This window comes from Bacillus cereus (assembly GCF_015071065.1).
Classification (GTDB): Bacteria; Bacillota; Bacilli; order Bacillales; family Bacillaceae_G; genus Bacillus_A; species Bacillus_A cereus_BA.
Genome location: NZ_VOVA01000002.1, coordinates 612,895 through 630,214, shown reverse-complemented (window position 1 = coordinate 630,214; position 17,320 = coordinate 612,895). Strand labels below are relative to the sequence as shown.

Here is a 17,320-nt window from a genome sequence, read left to right as displayed (position 1 = left end):
CTTTAACATACATGAAAAAGAGTTTCAAAAACTAAAATACTAATTTGGTCATTTTTATTTTGTTAAAATTTTCTTTTAAGCTGAAACATTCACTTTTCTTTTCGCCATATGCTGCTTTACTCCAACTAATACAACTAACAATAATCCTCCGCCTATTGTCATCATAACAATGCTAGTAGGTAACATATCTAATAATAATCCATATACAATCATACCGAGCGGTGCGATTGCAGTAGCAATTGTTTCAAGTAGGCCGAACACACGCCCTAAATAGCTCGGATCTGTCGTCTTTTGTATATGTACTTGCATCGGAATATTTACAATCATAATTGATATACCAGTTAACATCATAAAAGCAATATAGTAAATAAAACTTGCTACTTTCGGAATGGTAACTAACAATGGGAAGACTGTACATAAACTCAGACCCGCAAATAAAAACAGCCCAATATAAACAGAGCGAAACGGATTATTCACTTCCTTACGTACTGATAAAGCAATCGCACCCATTAACATCCCGACTGCTAACATTCCCTCTACAGTACCGAGTTGCTTTGAAGATAAATGCAATGTTTGGACGATAATGTATGGAAGTGCAACGGTTAGTCCACACGCAAAAAAGTTTACCCACAGTGCTATTTTCATTAAACCATATATTTCATGCTGTCGTTTTACATATGAAAAACCTTCTTTTATACTCGTCAAGAAATGCTCTTTACTCTCAGCCACTTCTTTTTTATATAAATCAAATACGATAAATAACTGCAAAATAACTGCTAAAAAGAACGTAATGCTATTTAACAAAAAGAACGACTTAATTGAAAAGAAACCAAATACAACTCCGCCAATAATCGGCCCTAAAATATTTGATAAAGAAGATGCCGTTTGATTTAAAGCACTCGCTTTTTGAATACGCCCTTCATCTACTAAATTAGGAATAGACGAAGTTAATGCTACAGAATAAAAACTTGCACAAATTGATAATAATGCCGCTGAAACATAAATAAACAGAAGTGATGGCCCAAATATAGTAGCGAGAATAAACATAATAAGCATCGTTAAGCTACTTAATAAATCCGTGCCAATGACAAGCCATTTTCGATTAACACGGTCTGCTACAGCACCTGCAATTGGGCCACAGATCATCCTTGGAAGTGATCCACAAACGAGCGTAGTTGCAAACCCCATCCCTGATCCTGTTGTCTTTAATACGTATAACCCCATTGCAAACGTATAAATACCCGCTCCTAGCAAAGACGTCATCTTTCCAATCATCATTAAAATAATATTCCTCGTTGCAATCTTCATTTTCGAATCATTTGGAACTATACTTACATCCCCCATTATGACACTCTCCCCTTAAAAGTTAAATTGTGTTAAACTTATTATATAATCAACTTTCTCATTTTTACAACAAAAAGTTTAATTGTATTTAACTTTTTAATTATAAAGGAGCAATACTATGGCTACTCTCGGCGAAAAAATTAAAACGTTACGAAAAGAAAAAAAGCTTACTCAAACTGAGCTAGCGGGTTCAGAACTGACAAAAAGTATGTTAAGTCAAATTGAAAATGGAAAAGCTACACCTTCTATGAAAACATTACAATATATCGCTGAAAAACTTGGATGTGAAACGAGTTTTTTATTAGAAGAAGACGATGTGAAAATTGTAGAACTCATTCAAAAAATGGAGGAACTAATAAAGACAAATAAATGCGATGAAGTATATGAAACTTTACTGCCTATCGTTCAAAAGGAGCTACCTCCTACTTTAAATACGGCTCGTATATATAAACAGTTCATAACTGGAGCAGCTATTATGAACGATTATAATATTGAATATTACGTCGAAACCGCTATTTCTATATTTAAAAAATACACTTTATATCGAGAAAGCACTGAAACGAAACTACTGTTTTACTATATGCTCTTCAAGCGTAAAAAATATAAAGAATGTTTACAGATGATTACCACTATTCGTGATGAATATAAAACGAAGAATTTAGAAATGGATCTTATTACACATATACAGTTATACTTAAAAGAAGCAATTATTTTACTCGCATATGGCAATTATGAAAAATGTGAAAGAGTCATTTTAGATGCACTTTCATTTTCAAAAAAACATCAAGTGTATTATAAAACAGATGAATTTTATCGTATTTTATCTTATCAAAAAATCATTACGGCTGATAAAGAACGATATTTATATTACATAAAAAAATCTGAGCAATTTGCTATATTTACAGAAGATACTTTATCCACTGCAAATATAGATATATTAAAAGCTTATTACTACAACACCGTTACGAATGAATATACAATCGCATTAGAACATCTAGAACAATTTCGAGAAAAACTAAAAAACGAGCCGATTTTTCAAGACAATGGACTCTATTATCTTGAAAAAGGAAAATCTTTATATGGTTTAAAACGTTACGAGGAAGCTTTGAAAACATTAAAACGTGCTATCATACCAGATTATATGAGCCATCCACTTGATCAATCATGGTTATTAACAGCTGGATCTTATCGTGCCCTTTGCTATATAGAACTTCAAGATAAAAAATCTGCCCTGAAAGAAGCAAAAGAAGCAGTTCAAGCGATGGATAGCTATCCTGATTCCATCTTCTCTTCATTTATTAAAGAAACATTACAAATAATACAAAAACTTTAAGAATGTCTCGAAATGGTATATTATTCCTCCTTTTTAGCAAAGATAATAATAATGGGAGGAATATAAATGAATATACAACGCGCAAAAGAGCTTTCAGAGTCATCAGAAGAAGCCAATGTCAGTTTTCAAGGCATGCCTGTTATGATTCAACACGTTGACGAAAACAACGAAACCGCCCGCATATATGAAGTAACAAATCCAAGACGCGAATTAACAGTTCCAGTTAATAGCTTAGAGGAAATATAAGCAATGCCACTTTAATTTTCTGAGGTGACATTTTTTTATTTTGAATTACTTATTAGCCCTCGCAAGCAAAAGATACGACAATTTCGAGGACAGCACATACGTGAACAGCCTATGTCTCTGGGAACATTGCATATGAACGGAATACCAATTGAAGCAACAATTATCGATTATAGTACAGGTGAGTGCCAAGTACAAACACACACCCCACTCACGATTGATCAAATGATACAAATCACAGTGAAAGAACGTGGTATTCAAAATAAGAAAGCACAAGTGTGCTGGATTCAAAAAAAAGGTCATAAAATATATGCCAGATTAAAATTTACCGCCTAAAAAGAAAAGAAGCCTCATGCTTCTTTTCTTTTTATTACGTGCTAAAATACAAACTATGAACTGATTTTAAAGGGGGAAAATGTATGGAGAACACTCCACAAAAAACTGGTCCTTATTATGCTGTTATATTTACTTCTAAACTTTCAAATGACACAACAGACTATAGTACCGTTTCCGAAAAGATGGAGGAACTTGCAAAACAGCAACCTGGATTTCTAGGCGTAGAAAGCTCACGTGATTCATCTGGCCTAGGAATTACAATTTCTTATTGGGAATCACTTGAAGCAATTGAAAATTGGAAAACGAACGCCTTACATATAAAAGCGAAAAAAAGAGGGCGTGAGCAATGGTATGAAAACTTCCATCTACGAATTTGCCTTGTAGAGAAAGAATATAAGTTTCAGGGAGAGATTTTGTGACTATGAAGAAAAAATTGGCTCTCGTTGTTGTTCATGAAATATATGGTGTGAATGATCATATGCAGCACGTTATAGACCACTTCACATCATCTAATACAGATGTATTCTGTCCTAACCTTCTACAACTACAAAATTCATTTCATTATAGTGATGAAGAAAAAGCATATCAATATTTTATGAATCACATTGGATTTGATTATGGGAAAGAACAAATTAATGAGGTAATTTCTAGCCTTTCAAATGATTACACGCATATAGGACTTATCGGCTTTAGTGTTGGGGCTACCATCGCTTGGCTCTGTAGTAACAATCCAAAAATAGATTTTATCATCGGATGTTACGGTTCACGTATACGCGACTATTTACAAACAAAACCTACTTGCGCTACATTACTTATTTTCCCTGAAAAAGAAGTGAGTTTCTCAGTATCCTCCTTGATCAAAACATTACATCAACAAGACAATCCGTTATTAGAAATAAAACAACTACATGGTGATCATGGATTTTTGAATCCGTACACTGAAAAATATAACAAGCAATCTACAAAACACGTATACAATATAATAGATTCAATTCTTATGAAAACTATTTTATAAAGAAAGGAGTTCTATATGTCGCTTACACTACTATTACTTATATTCATAATAATTCCCTTTATTTCAGCGTTAGCTCTCATTTTTATGACAGTAAAAAAAGAGACATTTTTAAACCGACCACACTTACAATCATTCATCGTATGTACTCTATTCTTTGCGAATTGGATATTATATTTAACAAATTTTTATTCATTACTACCTGAGAAAGTTAGTCAATTTATCTTCCTACCCATTTGGTTTTTCCTTTGCGTTTTAGGCTTTATCGTTTTCTTACGCGAATGGAAAAACAATCGTGTTTTCTCCGTATCTATCGGTTTTCTTTCCTTTATTAGTTTTCTATTTGGGTTATTGTTGTTAGTTCTTTCGGGGATGTGACTGTTGTAAAGAGGATAAAGCACCCCTTTATAACAGTTTTTTTCGTTCCATGATTAAAGGAATTATTAAATAGAAAGCATAAGCAATAACCATCCAAATGGTAAATGATATGATTTGCTGTGAGGATAATTGTGAGAATATATTAGAAGAGTTATACAAGATGTAAGAATCTAAAGTTAAACCAATTGCTGTGCCACATATACCTAACTTAATAACTGCATATTTCGAAGTGTCCAGTTTTTTATATAGCCACATTACAAAGTATAAAGCTATAGCTGTTCCTAATTCAAGCAACGTCATTTGTAGAAAAAATCTATTTGAGGTGTATTCTAATAAAACTGAAGAACCGAAAATAATGAAGAATGCTGCAGCAAAAAACCAAATCCCAATAGAAAATACAATAGTGAGCCAAATTTTATTATTCACTGTCATTCCCTCCCTTTTGTAGCGCTATAAACTTTTCCAATAGCATGTACAAATCACCATATACTTTGTCGGTAGAAAAAGATGGATTGAATAAGGCTTGTAATGCCAATCCGTCAATTAACGCATTACATAAAATACTCCACGTTTCAGTTGCAATTTGAGATGTAATTACAGCCCCTACTTTTGTATCTAAAACTCCTTTTAACTCTTGGTTTTCATAATGTAATAGTTCACCAATTTTTTCTTTCATTGCATCATTTTGTAGTCCACTAGCTACTAATTGAAAAAACAAATGATGATACATTGAATCTTTCACACATCTACTTTTAGCAGATTGTAAAGCATTTTCTAGCTGTACATCCTTTCCTATCTGTTCCCACGACTCTTTACAAAACGATTCAGTCACTTCAAGCAATAATTGATCCTTCGTTTTAAAATGATAATATACGGTACCTTGTGTAACTTTAGCATTTTCTGCGACTGCTTTTAACGTTAATTTTTCCATTCCATGCTCTGTAATAATTTCTTTTGCTGCTTCTAGTAACTTCTGCTTGTTCACAACATTCGGCTTTGCCATTTATATCACCACCTTTTAAGTTAGTTGAATAACTAACTTAAATTATACAGAAAAATCAGATAAAAAAAGGAAGAAAAGCCAATATTCAACTTTTCTTCCTTCTATTTTTACCTTTAGATTTTATTGTCATAGTTTCACAAGGTGTATAATAAATTTGAGGTGTCGCCTTATCAACAAACATCATAAACGTAATGAAGCCGATAATAAAGAAAATAAATAACGTTAATAAAATTGCTCCTATCGTTAAAAGTATCATAACACCACCCCTATATGTTTCATATTATTACACTGTTCGCTATTATATGAATGGAATCCTTTTTAGAAAAAGAAACGTAACAAAATAATCACAATGACGCCTGTTAATACTGTTCCTAATAGACTACGAGTATATATTGCAACAAGAAATGTTGGAATTGCTGCAATAAGGTAATCCCACTGCACCGTCTCGTGCATAAATAGTACTTGAGCTAAAAGTGCTGCTAATATCGCAATCGGTATGTAATTCAACCATTTCAAACCCCAGTCTGGAATTTGTAGTTTACTAAATACGAGAAGAGGTAAAATACGTGGCACGAGTGTGACAGCTCCTGCTGCTAGTAAAAGTAATAATACGTCTAATCTCATTTCCATTTTTCAATCACCACTCCAATCGTCGCAGCTAATAGTGTTGCAATAATAACTGCTATACTATCTGGCATAAATAAGTGTGAAACGTATGCGATAATAATCGCTACAATTGCAACACTTAGATGAATTGCTAGTTTCGGTTTACTACTTATTAGCTGAAGAATAAATAATCCGATAAACATCGCTGGTAATGCATAATCCATCCCGTACGTATGGGGATCTGGTATCCACTCCCCAAATAGCCCACCAATAATTGTAGCAATAATCCAATTTAAATAGGCAGTTACATTGAGTCCGATCATCCACCTTTCGCCTACATACCCTTTTTGAGCTGCGTGCTGCACTGCAACACCGAAAGTTTCATCTGTAATTTGTGAACCGATGATTAAGTTTTTAAATAGAGGAATTTTCGTAAAGTACGGCGCAAGCGCAGCACTCATTAATAAATGACGTAAATTAACAAAAAATACGGTAAAAATGATTGCAGAAGCAGGAGTACCAGCTGCATACATACCAGCTAATATGAATTGGGCCGAACCTGCATAAATTAAAGTGGACATAAAAGCAATTTCAATGATGGAGAAACCCGCTGTTTTTGCAATAACACCAGCTGCTATACCTATGCTTAAGTACCCTAATACTGTCGGCAAACAATCTTTTACTCCTTGCTGAAATGTATCTTCGCTCTGCATTGTTACATGTGCCTGAGCCTTACTCATCTGTATCCTCCTCCATTCCTTCCATAGTTCGTTTTCCTGTTACTACATGAACTAAATCTATATTTTCACGCCATAACGTATCTAACTTATCAGCTCCAAATTCTTTCGTAATCTCTTCCATCATAATATCGTGCCGAACATACTCTGTAGCAACGAGAACTAGTGCTGGGTCATACGTTGTAACAGCCCATGAAGTACTATCATTTGAGAAGTTAGCAATTAATACTTCTTCTCCATCACGTGCGATAACAGTTAAATGACCACCCATTCGCTTTTCAACAACGTGAGGCATCATATAATTATGATGGAATGTCGCTCCTATTTTCGTTTCCGGAGCGCCAAATAAGATTGAAAATATATGTACCCCTTCTTCTTCTTTTCTATGAATGTATGGCTCAATCTCATGCACTTGATCTTCCCATACAGAAATCCATAACTCTTCCTTTGCTCTATTAATTATATTGCATATTTCTTTCAAAACACGATCATTTGAGCGAATGTGCGAAATTACATCAATCTGTCGTTCTTGTTCTAAACAATTTAATTTCTGGTTTAAAAATTCAAATGATTTCTCGAAATCTTTTCGCATTCGATCCATTAATTCCGTAGCTGGTACTGGTACATATTTCACTGGTTCAGAAGGAACAATATGCACTGCTCCTTTATCCATCAACTTACCCAGTACCTCATAAATCATCGAACGAGGTACTCCTGTTTGTTTACTTACTTCATACCCTGTTGCTGGATAATGTTTTAATAAACCTATATAAGCTTTACATTCATACTGGGAGAACCCTAGCTTTTGTAATTCCTTTATTATTTCATCCAATAGTAATCCCTCACAATCTATATAGCTCTTATTTCATTTTCTAATAGTAGTTATTGTTATACCTACTAATATAGAAAAGAAGTCTCTTGTAGTCAACTGATAATTCTGAATTTTAAATCCAAAACAAAAAAGCCTTTTTTTGAAAGACTTTTTGTACATAATGTCCTAATTATTTCAACTGTAGAGCATTTGATATATTCCCCTCTAAATGCTCGCGTAAAGTTGAACCTGTATACTCTTCCCTAAATACACCTGCTTTCACAAATAAAGGAATGACCTCACTAAAGAAAAGATCCAATGATTTCGGAGGTCCTCCTGGAATTGCGATAAAACCATCTAGTGCTCCTGCTTCAAACCTTTCTATAATTTGCTGGAATATGTCTTGTGGTGTACCAATCGCAACCCAATGAGCCGAACCAACAACTTCTGGTCGTTCTAGTATTTGTTCAACAGTCGGTTCATTTTTAATAATAAAGTTCCGTAATAATTCAGCATGTGTTTTACTACGTACAATTTGATCCCTACTTGGCAGCATATCTTCTGTGATCTTACTCTCTAATGGAATCCCTCTAACGTCTAATCCGAGAACCATTTCGAGTAAAGCATACCTCTTCTCTTTTGTGAGATGTTGATGAGCTTGCCTGTGCATTTCTAACGCTTCTTCATATGTATCACCAATAAAGAAATATAAACCAGGCAATACACGTATATCATCTTGCTTTCGGTCATGCTTTTCTGCTCTTCTTCTTAAATCTTGACGAAGTTCAATTCCTGACTCTACATCTGGCATTGCGGCAAAAATTGCATCAGCAACAGAAGCAGCGAAATTCCGACCAGACTCTGAAGCACCCGCTTGAAATAATGGCATTTCTCCAGAAATATGCTGAGGGACATTAAGTGGACCTTTCACCTCAAAATGCTCGCCACGATGCTCAATTGGCTGTACCATTTCTCTAATTACATCTGCGTTATCTACTTTCAAAACTTCATAAGGATGACTCCTCCAAAGTTTTCTTACTAACTCTGTACATTCTGCCGCTTTCGCGTATCGTTCCTCAGATGGTGGCATCCCTGCCACACCAAAGTTTTCTGCACCGTCAATGGATGTGACAATGTTCCATCCTACTCGGCCGTTACTAATCCAGTTTAAAGATTGTAATTGCCTCGCTAGTATATATGGTGGATAAAATGATGTTGAAGCGGTCGTAACGACTCCAATTTTTTCTGTCGCATACGCAATAGCGGTAAAAAGTAATGTTGGATCTAAAATTACATTCCCCTTATTACGAGCAATTAAATCTGGGTGTGCCACTAAATAATCTGCTTTAAAAACAAAATCTAACTTAGCCTTTTCTGCCTGTAGTGCTAACTCTACTTGCTCATCAATTCCTGAATCAAACTCACTCTCTTGTTCTTTCTTTCTAGAAATCAAACATAATCCAATGCAAAGTTGTTTTTTTGTAGACATATGTACACACCTTCCCCTTATTTTTAATTCACCTAGTTAAACAAGTGATACGATCATCACAACTTCCATTATTTTTAAGTATGAAATGACATTGATAATCATTATCATTTTATGACGTTACTGAAATAAAAGCAAGAATTAAAAAAGACTCCCACTAATGGAAGTCCTTTATCTCAATATTTCATTCGCTTCTTTTTCATAAATTTTATCAAATGAAGTCATAACACGTTGTGACGCTTGAATCATTTTTTGACTCGTCATAAGATCAGCCATCTCTTTCGTCATATCAACATTTGAATTTTCTAGCATATGATTTTTCACTGTACCTGTACCGTTCGGTAAATCAACAATATTTCCTTCTGCTAGTGTAAAGCTTTTGTTGTCACGTTGCACGAGGCGAGCGTTTGTATCTGCGTCTACTTTCTTCGTTTGCAACTGTGCAATTACTATTCTCTTAATATCTGGTTTTTGCAAAGTTCCATCGTTAACTTCTCTGTAAATTTCTCCATTATTAGATACAAAGAATTCAACATTTTCAGGAATACGAATGCGTTCATTATTTACATCCATAACATAAGCACCAGACGCTGTTTGTAAATAACGATCACTATTTAATGTAAAACTACCGTCTCTCGTTAAAAACGTTTCATCGTTTTTAGATGTAACGAAAAATGATGATGTTCCGGCCGCACCATCATCTAAAAAGAAATCTGTAGCACTATTTGTCATTTGTATATTTCCTTGCACTAAGTTCACATGCGTCGCAGCTGGTACTACGGCGTAATCGACCGAACCGATATTGGTCGTAGCTCCGTCCCCGCGGCGATATGTGTCTTGTACATCAAATACTTTAGAAGTCATATTTTCTGCTTTAAATCCTGTCGTTTGGGCATTTGCAACGTTATTCGAATGAACATTAATATGTTGCATGTAATTCATCATACCCATAGAACCTATATAAAGACCGTTCATACCCGTTTGAATAAGGCAAGCGCCTTATTCTTCACCTCTTTTCTTACGATGTTTGTAACATTTGTTTTGCTAAATGTTCAGCTGTAGCGATATGTATATGTTGCTTCACGTCTTGTCCATCTGTCATTAATACAATTGGAGCTGATGATACAGCTGGAATTTTCAACAATTCACCACTGCTCGCTGTTTCATCAAATTTCGTAAACACGATACCATCAATATGAATATCTTTAAAGTTCGTAATGATTTCAATCATGTCTTTACTTTTCATAGAAGCTGATAACGTTAAACAAATATAATCTGGCTCTACTTGCCCCATCGTCTCAATCATTTCTTCAACCGTTTCTGACGTACGATAATTTTTTCCGGCTGTATCTATTAAAATATAATCGACGCGCGCTTCTTCTTTAAAATAAGTAAGCGCCCGTGCCATTGCGGCTTCATCTCGCACAGCGATAACTTCTGCTCCAATTGTTTTTACGTAATCTTGCAGTTGCTGTACTGTCCCGATGCGAGAGTGATCTGTCGTAATAAAACCAACCGTTTTTTTCTTACCGTGAAACTGCCATGCCATTTTCGCAAGTGTCGTCGTTTTTCCAACGCCAGTTGGGCCGATTAATGCAATTGTTTGTACCTCTTTTTCAAATACGTTTTCAGTATTGAAATGAGATCTCATATCTTCCAATATGTATCCGATGACTTCTTCTTCAGTAATCATCGTTGCATTCTCAAACTTCACTTTTAATTTTTCAGCATATGCATGAATGAAATATTGTTCCACATCATTTTGTTCTAACATCCGAATTACTTTTTGAATAATAAACGGTACAGATTCCTGTTTTTCTTCTCTTATAACTACTTCTTCTTTCTTTACAGGAATAGCTTGTTTCACAGTAGGCTGTTTTTTCGTTACTTTCGTCGCCTCCGTATGTTTCACAACGACGATTCCTTTTTCAAACAGTTGTAATAGTTTCTCTTTTTTTCTTGCCCATTCTTCACTATTCCCTGTTTGCATCGCTGCGTATGACATAGAAGTCGTTACGTTTTCTAAATTGTGCAAGACCGATTGAATTCCATTCGCCTTCACGATTTCTTCTGAAGGTTCACCTACAACATCCATTAATTGTTCATGAAATTGAGTTGTTCCTTCGCTATTTTCATCCTGTTTACCTTCAGGAAAAGCGACTAACATTTCATAATTCTTTTTCCAAAAAAACGGGATATTTCGTTTTACACTTTCATCGACAACGTAGTAATAATCTGTACCATATTGGTCAAATAACTTTCGATACAATTCATTTTTTGAAGCTGCTTTTATTCGCATTAACGCTTCTTTTTTTTCTGTACTTTCCATTACTTCACCCCCTACTATTCAATATAAGCAATTTGATCTACAACAATTTCTGGTGCCAATTCACTAATACATAATACTTTAGCTTCTATTTGATAACGTTCAAGAAGTCTCACAATAGCAAATCTGAAATCTTTTCTACGCGTTAATAATACTGGCTCTCTTCCCATTAAACGAGCTTGTTTGAAGACGCGCTGTACTTGTTCTACTACACGCGTTTCTAAATCTAAATCCCAGTTTAATAAATAACCTTGGTATGAATTATTAACAACATCTGCATCTAACTCCAGCGAATCAGCGAAGAGCGCCGCATAAATTTTCCCGTCAGGATTTTTCGCACTCTCACAAATAACTTTTGAAATACATTCACGAACAAATGCCGTTACACCATCAACATGGTTTTGATAAACTTCTTTCCCGTCAATAATACCTTCAATAATTGTCGGTAAATCACGGATTGAAATTCCTTCTTTCAGAAGCTGCTTAATAACATTTTGAACAAGTGATAAATCGATTTCTTTCTTCTTAATCTCTTCTAATAAAACGCCATTATCAGTTTCAAGCGAGTGAATCAAGTCTTTCACATGCTGACGCTGAATTAACTCATGAAGGTTGCGTCTAACGACTACATCTAGATGCGTAATTAATATGCTAAGCGGTTCTAACACTTGATAGCCCTTCATTTGTGCATCTTGTACCATATGCTCCAAGATCCAATATCCATCTTCGCCGAAAATTGGATCTTTCGCTGGTTCTGCATCTAAATCAGCCATTACGTTCGGTGTTTTCAGTGCTAATAAATAACCTGATTTTAAAACACCTTCAGCAGCTTTCGCACCTTTAATACGAATAATGTAACGTCCGCGCGGTCTGAAACTCGTATTATCTTTAAAGTTAATTCCAGGAACGTTAATACCGAGGTCGGTAATAATCGACTTCCTCATAAGAACAACTTTATCTCGGGCTGTTTCCCCTTTAATCTTCTGCTTTACAAGTGCCGCTAAATCTAAACCGAGCTCTACAATAATTGGGTATTTATCTGTAAAGACGCCGAATGAATCTTCCACTTGTTGCAGTTGCTCTTCATCGCCTTGAATCATTTCTAGTTCTTTTTGAAGCTCGTCTTCTTTTTCTTTCTTTATTCGCTTTTTATTACGAACTCCTAAGAAAATAATCGTGCCTCCAACGAGAGCAAATGGTAGAAATGGTAGCGGAGTAAAAATACCCATTGCGATAAATAACCCACCGAGCGCGTATACAACAACTTCATGCGCTAATAACTCTTTAAAGATTCCTTCCGTTACTGTATCAGATGAACCGTCAAATACACGCGTTACGATAATACCTGTTGAAATCGCAAGCATTAGCGAACCGATTTGGTTTACAATTCCGTCACCGACAGTTAACTGTGTATAGTGAATAGCCGCATCTGCAAAGCTCATTCCTTGCTGCATCATACCAACAATTAAACCGAAAATAATGTTTACGAATAAAATGACAATCCCGAAAATAACGTCCCCTTTAATGAACTTTCCGGCACCATCCATCGCTCCGTAAAACTCTGTTTCCATATTTAATTTTTTTCGTTTCGCCTGTGCATCTTTTTCTGTAATAAGACGCTGATTCAAGTCAGCATCGATAGACATTTGTTTCCCTGGTAAAGAATCAAGTGTAAAACGAGCTGCTACTTCAGCTGTACGAGACGCACCGTTTGCAACGATAAACTGGAATATGATTAATACTATAAAAATAACGATACCAATTAATAAGTTCCCGCCAATTACGAACTGGCCGAACTCTTCAATAACATGACCCGCATTTCCGTCTGTTAAAATCGCTCGCGTCGTCGAAACGTTAATCGATACGCGGAAAATCCCGATTAATAACAACATCGTCGGAAATGACTTTAATTCATCCCACTCATTAATACTTGTAGCTCGCATATAAATAAGCACTGACATACTTAGTAGAAAAACGATAACGATATCAAGTATAAATGGTGGAAGTGGAATTAAGAGCGCCACAACGAATGACGCTGCTAAAAAGATAGAAAAATAGGTTCTTGCAGAATCCATCTTAAACAAAGAGATCCCCTCCAAACGCGCTATTATACTTCAAGTTCGTTCGTTTGAATTAAATAGCGCATAACTTCAATTACAGCTACATATAAATCTTCTGGAATCGTCTCGTCTTCCTCGACTTGATAATATAAAGAACGAGCAAGCGGACGATTTTCCACCATTGGTATTTCTTGTTCACGGGCAAGCGTTCGTATATATAATGCGAGCTCATCTTCCCCTTTTGCAACGACAATTGGCGCCGCATCAACTTGTTTATTGTAACGAAGCACAACCGAAATGTGCGTCGGATTATTCACAATAAACGTTGCACCATCCATCTTCTTCGCAATTGTCCCTTGCAAGATGGCATGCATAAAGTTTTTTCGTTTCCCCTTTACTTGTGGGTCCCCTTCATTATCTTTATGCTCCCTTTTCACTTCTTCTTTTTTCATCTTAATATCTTGTTCGTACTCCCATTTTTGATAAATGAAATCAATAATAGAAAGAACGATTAAAATAATTAAAATGGCTAAAAAGATAAATTTAATTTGGCTAATAATTTCAGTAAGTGACGCTGTCCAGTTAAATCCAATCATACTAACAATCTTCTCTAAATTCTTTTTAAAGAGAACGTACGAAACGTAACCGATTAATCCCATATAAAACAGTGATTTCAAAATATCTACTAAACTTTTACGACTAAACAATCTCGTAAAATAGTTTTTCGGATTAATACGTGATGCTTTCGGCTTAAGTACTTTAGAAGAAAATAAGAAACCAACTTGAATCATATAATTGAACAAATGAAAAGCATATACAAGTATTAATATAGGAGCCGATACTTTCAGAAGTAATATGCCCATTAAATAAAAATACTCGGTCGAATCTGTATTTTTTCCAATTTGATCAAACAGTACCGCTACGGAATGTGCGATCTCATAACCGAGCCAATCTCCGAAAAAGTAAACGACAACTGCTAATACAAGAATGGAAAATAAATTATTTAAATCTTTACTCCGGGCGATATTCCCTTCTTCACGCGATTTTTTACGCTTCTGCGGGGTGGCCTTTTCTGTTTTATTATCCTTTGCCATGCGTGTCCCCCTACTTCGTTAAGAAAAAGTTAAATAGTTTCGTATACTCTTCCAGTAATACGTCTGTCATATTTTTAAACACATAACCGAGCATCGGTACACTCATCGCAATAAACAAAATACCACACGTTATTTTAATTACGTACGCATTCATAAAAACGTTTAATTGCGGTGCATTTTTTGCGATTAAAATAAGAACGAAGTTAATGATGAATAGACTGCCCATAAGTGGCAAAGCAATTTCAACCGCTGATGTAATTGCAAATAATAACGTTGCGAGTAGACTATCTAAAAAACTAGTCGTCAACAATTTTGAAATCGCCTCTGTATATTGAAACGACTTTAAAATCGTGGCAACGAAATAGTTAATGCCGCCCAGTGAAATAAAAATAATAAGAAAAAATATATCAAAAATTGTTGATAGCAAAGTGGACTGTGACCCTGCATTTACATCAAATAAACTCGCCTGTGATAAACCGATATCAAAGTCTAAAATATGCCCTGCCATTTTCGGAATGTTCCACAGCATCTCTACAATTTTTGAAAGTGATAATCCAATTACAATTTGCGTTCCTGCATAAGCTGCTACATCCCAAACTGTCTTTATGTGAGAGACATCCACTTGATCTGCCACTGTAATCGAAAGAGCGAGTCCAAATGTAACCTTTGCCATCGCCGGAATTGATCGGCCTGAGAAAAACGGTAGAAAATATAAAAATGAAGTAATGCGACAAAACGCAAAAAACGTCGCCGCCCATAATTCCATATTCATTTCAGTTCACCTATCTTAGTACGAACGCAATAGCGATGGGATTTTATCAAATAAATCTAAAATAAGCATCGTTAACTCTTGAAACATCCACGGACCTAAAATGATAATAACGAGCACAATACTCGCCATTTTCGGTAAAAACGTCAGCGTTTGCTCTTGAATTTGCATCATCGCCATAATAACGGCGATAATAATAACGACAATCATACTTACAACGGCAATCGGCATTAAAATCATAACCCCTTTATAAAAAAAGGTTTGGAAAATATCTATAATTGGTGACGTATTCATTTATATGACTCCTATCACATAGCATCAAACGCTTCAGGCGACCGTTTTAAACATAATATCGACGATTTTTGTATATCCACCTAAATATACGAAAACAAGTATTTTAAATGGTAAACTTAAAATCATCGGCGGTACCATCATCATCCCAAGGTACATTAAAAGTGTACTAATAATTAAATCAATAAAGACAAACGCTAAATAAATGAACATCCCTGTAAGTAAACCTTTTTGAATTTGCGTTAACGTAAAGGATGGCACAAGCGTAAACAATGAAAGATCCTTTAAATCTTTCGGCAACTCTTCTCCACGCACTTTCAGCATCATTTTCAAATCATGCTTATACGTATGCTTCGACATATAATCTTTCATAATCGGAGCTGTCGTCTCCGCAGCTTGACTTACTGTTATTTTTTCTTTCGTCATCGGGTCCCACACATCACTCTTTAATTGACCAAGCACTGGCTGCATTGTAAACAGCGATAAAAATAATGCGAGTCCAACAAGCACTTGGTTCGGTGGTAAATTCATAACCCCAAGCCCTTGACGAGTAATCCCAAGAACAATCATAAAATAAGTAAAATGCGTAAATAAAAGAACGATAGAAGAAGATAATGATAGAAGGGTAACGAGCGCGAATAGTTGTACACTTGAATTACTCGTAAACTCTTTTCCATTTTCGAAATTAATAAAGCCGTTCGGGGCTGCATACGCTGGATTTACAAAAACAAATGAAAAAATAATAGAAAATGCGAAAATAACGGCAAATAACGATAACTGTTTCTTTATTCTCATGATGGATCCTCTACTTTTTTCGTTTCACTCTTCACCGCGTCTTCTAGCGCTTGTTGAAACTGATTTCCTGTCCCTGTTAACTGCACAGATTGTACACCGTTATTACTAATAACAGTGAACACTTGCTTTCCGTCCACTTCAAACAAAAAGGCGCTCGTTTGATGATTTAAATACACGCCGTCTTTCACTTGAATGTGTCCGTTTTCACCTTGCTTAAAAAACTGCTGTTTGCGCGTCTTTTTCGTCATATAATATGCACCATAGCCGAGCGCACCAAACAGTAAAACGACTTGAAATAAGGTCGTCATATACGACATATGACTCCTCCTCTACTCTTTATCTTGCATTTGATTTTGCGCCTTCATAAGCGCCGCGTGTTTCTTGTCAGCTTCAATTTCAGAAATAATAATGCCAAACTTCTCGTCCATTACTATAGCTTCACCAATACCGACCTTCATATCACTTAAATATACATCTACTTTATGACCTAAATTTTTCTCTACTTCAAGAACATCGCCAACTTTTAATTGTTTCACATCGCCAAGCTGAATCGATGACTTCCCAAGCTTTACACCAAGTTCAATCGAAATATCCGAAACGGTATCAATATGCGCTTTACCTGCTTCATTTCGCTTCCCTGCAAATTCTTCTAATCCCATTAATGACACAGGAGATACTTCATGCTTCATATGGATC

At 35.4% G+C, this 17,320-nt stretch carries 22 protein-coding genes and 1 pseudogene; 6 read left to right on the top strand and 17 right to left on the bottom strand.

All coding sequences use genetic code 11. The features are described 5' to 3' along the window. Positions 1-75: 75 nt before the first annotated feature. A complete protein-coding gene (locus tag FT637_RS09345; RefSeq protein WP_193646004.1) occupies positions 76-1,344 on the bottom strand; it encodes an MFS transporter in 1,269 nt (422 codons plus the stop codon). Positions 1,345-1,462: 118 nt separating this feature from the next. Here FT637_RS09345 and FT637_RS09340 point away from each other — a divergent pair, with 118 nt between their 5' ends. The 6 genes and pseudogenes from FT637_RS09340 to FT637_RS09315 all read left to right on the top strand — a co-directional run bounded on the left by FT637_RS09340 (position 1,463) and on the right by FT637_RS09315 (position 4,646). Then, entirely contained in the window at positions 1,463-2,677 is a 1,215-nt protein-coding gene (locus FT637_RS09340) for a helix-turn-helix domain-containing protein (protein WP_193646003.1), read from the top strand. A gap of 66 nt (positions 2,678-2,743) precedes the next feature. Next, on the top strand, positions 2,744-2,923 hold the full coding sequence (locus FT637_RS09335; protein ID WP_002064678.1) for an H-type small acid-soluble spore protein: 180 nt from the start codon (positions 2,744-2,746) through the stop codon (positions 2,921-2,923). 69 nt (positions 2,924-2,992) lie between these two features. Then, a pseudogene (locus tag FT637_RS09330) lies at positions 2,993-3,256 on the top strand (PilZ domain-containing protein); the annotation flags it as partial. A gap of 83 nt (positions 3,257-3,339) precedes the next feature. After that, entirely contained in the window at positions 3,340-3,675 is a 336-nt protein-coding gene (locus tag FT637_RS09325) for an antibiotic biosynthesis monooxygenase family protein (protein ID WP_193646002.1), read from the top strand. A 2-nt stretch (positions 3,676-3,677) separates the two neighbouring features. Then, the gene (locus FT637_RS09320) at positions 3,678-4,271 is read left to right on the top strand and encodes a dienelactone hydrolase family protein (RefSeq protein WP_193646249.1); all 594 of its coding nucleotides are present in this window, start codon (positions 3,678-3,680) and stop codon (positions 4,269-4,271) included. A gap of 15 nt (positions 4,272-4,286) precedes the next feature. Beyond that, positions 4,287-4,646, top strand: coding sequence for a hypothetical protein (locus tag FT637_RS09315; protein WP_193646001.1), 360 nt, complete (start codon positions 4,287-4,289; stop codon positions 4,644-4,646). A gap of 27 nt (positions 4,647-4,673) precedes the next feature. Here FT637_RS09315 and FT637_RS09310 read toward each other — a convergent pair whose 3' ends face one another. The 16 genes from FT637_RS09310 to fliN form a co-directional block, all read right to left on the bottom strand. Beyond that, entirely contained in the window at positions 4,674-5,072 is a 399-nt protein-coding gene (locus FT637_RS09310) for a DUF5367 family protein (protein WP_193646248.1), read from the bottom strand. Continuing rightward, positions 5,065-5,649 (bottom strand): TetR/AcrR family transcriptional regulator, encoded by a 585-nt coding sequence (locus tag FT637_RS09305; protein WP_193646000.1) that lies wholly within the window; start codon positions 5,647-5,649, stop codon positions 5,065-5,067. The genes FT637_RS09310 and FT637_RS09305 overlap by 8 nt, the downstream gene beginning before the upstream one ends. An 85-nt stretch (positions 5,650-5,734) precedes the next feature. Continuing rightward, entirely contained in the window at positions 5,735-5,905 is a 171-nt protein-coding gene (locus tag FT637_RS09300) for a DUF3951 domain-containing protein (RefSeq protein WP_002011981.1), read from the bottom strand. 62 nt (positions 5,906-5,967) lie between these two features. Continuing rightward, positions 5,968-6,279: an AzlD domain-containing protein gene (locus FT637_RS09295; RefSeq protein WP_000425945.1), complete on the bottom strand. Its 312-nt coding sequence runs from the start codon at positions 6,277-6,279 to the stop codon at positions 5,968-5,970. Further along, positions 6,270-6,995 (bottom strand): AzlC family ABC transporter permease, encoded by a 726-nt coding sequence (locus FT637_RS09290; protein WP_193645999.1) that lies wholly within the window; start codon positions 6,993-6,995, stop codon positions 6,270-6,272. The genes FT637_RS09295 and FT637_RS09290 overlap by 10 nt, the downstream gene beginning before the upstream one ends. Further along, positions 6,988-7,824 carry a TrmB family transcriptional regulator gene (locus FT637_RS09285; RefSeq protein WP_193645998.1) on the bottom strand — a complete coding sequence of 279 codons (837 nt, stop codon included), beginning with the start codon at positions 7,822-7,824 and terminating at the stop codon, positions 6,988-6,990. Before FT637_RS09285 ends, FT637_RS09290 begins: the two co-directional genes overlap by 8 nt. A gap of 169 nt (positions 7,825-7,993) precedes the next feature. After that, positions 7,994-9,292 carry an NtaA/DmoA family FMN-dependent monooxygenase gene (locus tag FT637_RS09280; protein ID WP_193645997.1) on the bottom strand — a complete coding sequence of 433 codons (1,299 nt, stop codon included), beginning with the start codon at positions 9,290-9,292 and terminating at the stop codon, positions 7,994-7,996. Between the two features lie 168 nt (positions 9,293-9,460). Next, positions 9,461-10,264: a flagellar basal-body rod protein FlgG gene (locus FT637_RS09275; RefSeq protein WP_193645996.1), complete on the bottom strand. Its 804-nt coding sequence runs from the start codon at positions 10,262-10,264 to the stop codon at positions 9,461-9,463. Positions 10,265-10,307: 43 nt separating this feature from the next. Further along, positions 10,308-11,618, bottom strand: a complete 1,311-nt coding sequence (gene flhF / locus FT637_RS09270; protein WP_193645995.1) for a flagellar biosynthesis protein FlhF — start codon at positions 11,616-11,618, stop codon at positions 10,308-10,310. Positions 11,619-11,632: 14 nt separating this feature from the next. Then, on the bottom strand, positions 11,633-13,699 hold the full coding sequence (gene flhA / locus FT637_RS09265; protein WP_193645994.1) for a flagellar biosynthesis protein FlhA: 2,067 nt from the start codon (positions 13,697-13,699) through the stop codon (positions 11,633-11,635). A 23-nt stretch (positions 13,700-13,722) separates the two neighbouring features. Then, on the bottom strand, positions 13,723-14,769 hold the full coding sequence (gene flhB, locus FT637_RS09260) for a flagellar type III secretion system protein FlhB (RefSeq protein ID WP_088292866.1): 1,047 nt from the start codon (positions 14,767-14,769) through the stop codon (positions 13,723-13,725). 10 nt (positions 14,770-14,779) lie between these two features. Further along, a complete protein-coding gene (locus tag FT637_RS09255; protein WP_001055697.1) occupies positions 14,780-15,541 on the bottom strand; it encodes a flagellar biosynthetic protein FliR in 762 nt (253 codons plus the stop codon). 15 nt (positions 15,542-15,556) lie between these two features. Then, on the bottom strand, positions 15,557-15,832 hold the full coding sequence (locus tag FT637_RS09250) for a flagellar biosynthetic protein FliQ (protein ID WP_002011993.1): 276 nt from the start codon (positions 15,830-15,832) through the stop codon (positions 15,557-15,559). A gap of 33 nt (positions 15,833-15,865) precedes the next feature. Next, entirely contained in the window at positions 15,866-16,624 is a 759-nt protein-coding gene (locus FT637_RS09245; protein ID WP_002126633.1) for a flagellar type III secretion system pore protein FliP, read from the bottom strand. Then, entirely contained in the window at positions 16,621-16,941 is a 321-nt protein-coding gene (locus FT637_RS09240; protein WP_000121176.1) for a hypothetical protein, read from the bottom strand. Before FT637_RS09240 ends, FT637_RS09245 begins: the two co-directional genes overlap by 4 nt. Positions 16,942-16,953: 12 nt before the next feature. Further along, on the bottom strand, positions 16,954-17,313 hold the full coding sequence (fliN, locus tag FT637_RS09235; RefSeq protein WP_002064660.1) for a flagellar motor switch protein FliN: 360 nt from the start codon (positions 17,311-17,313) through the stop codon (positions 16,954-16,956). Positions 17,314-17,320: the final 7 nt, after the last annotated feature.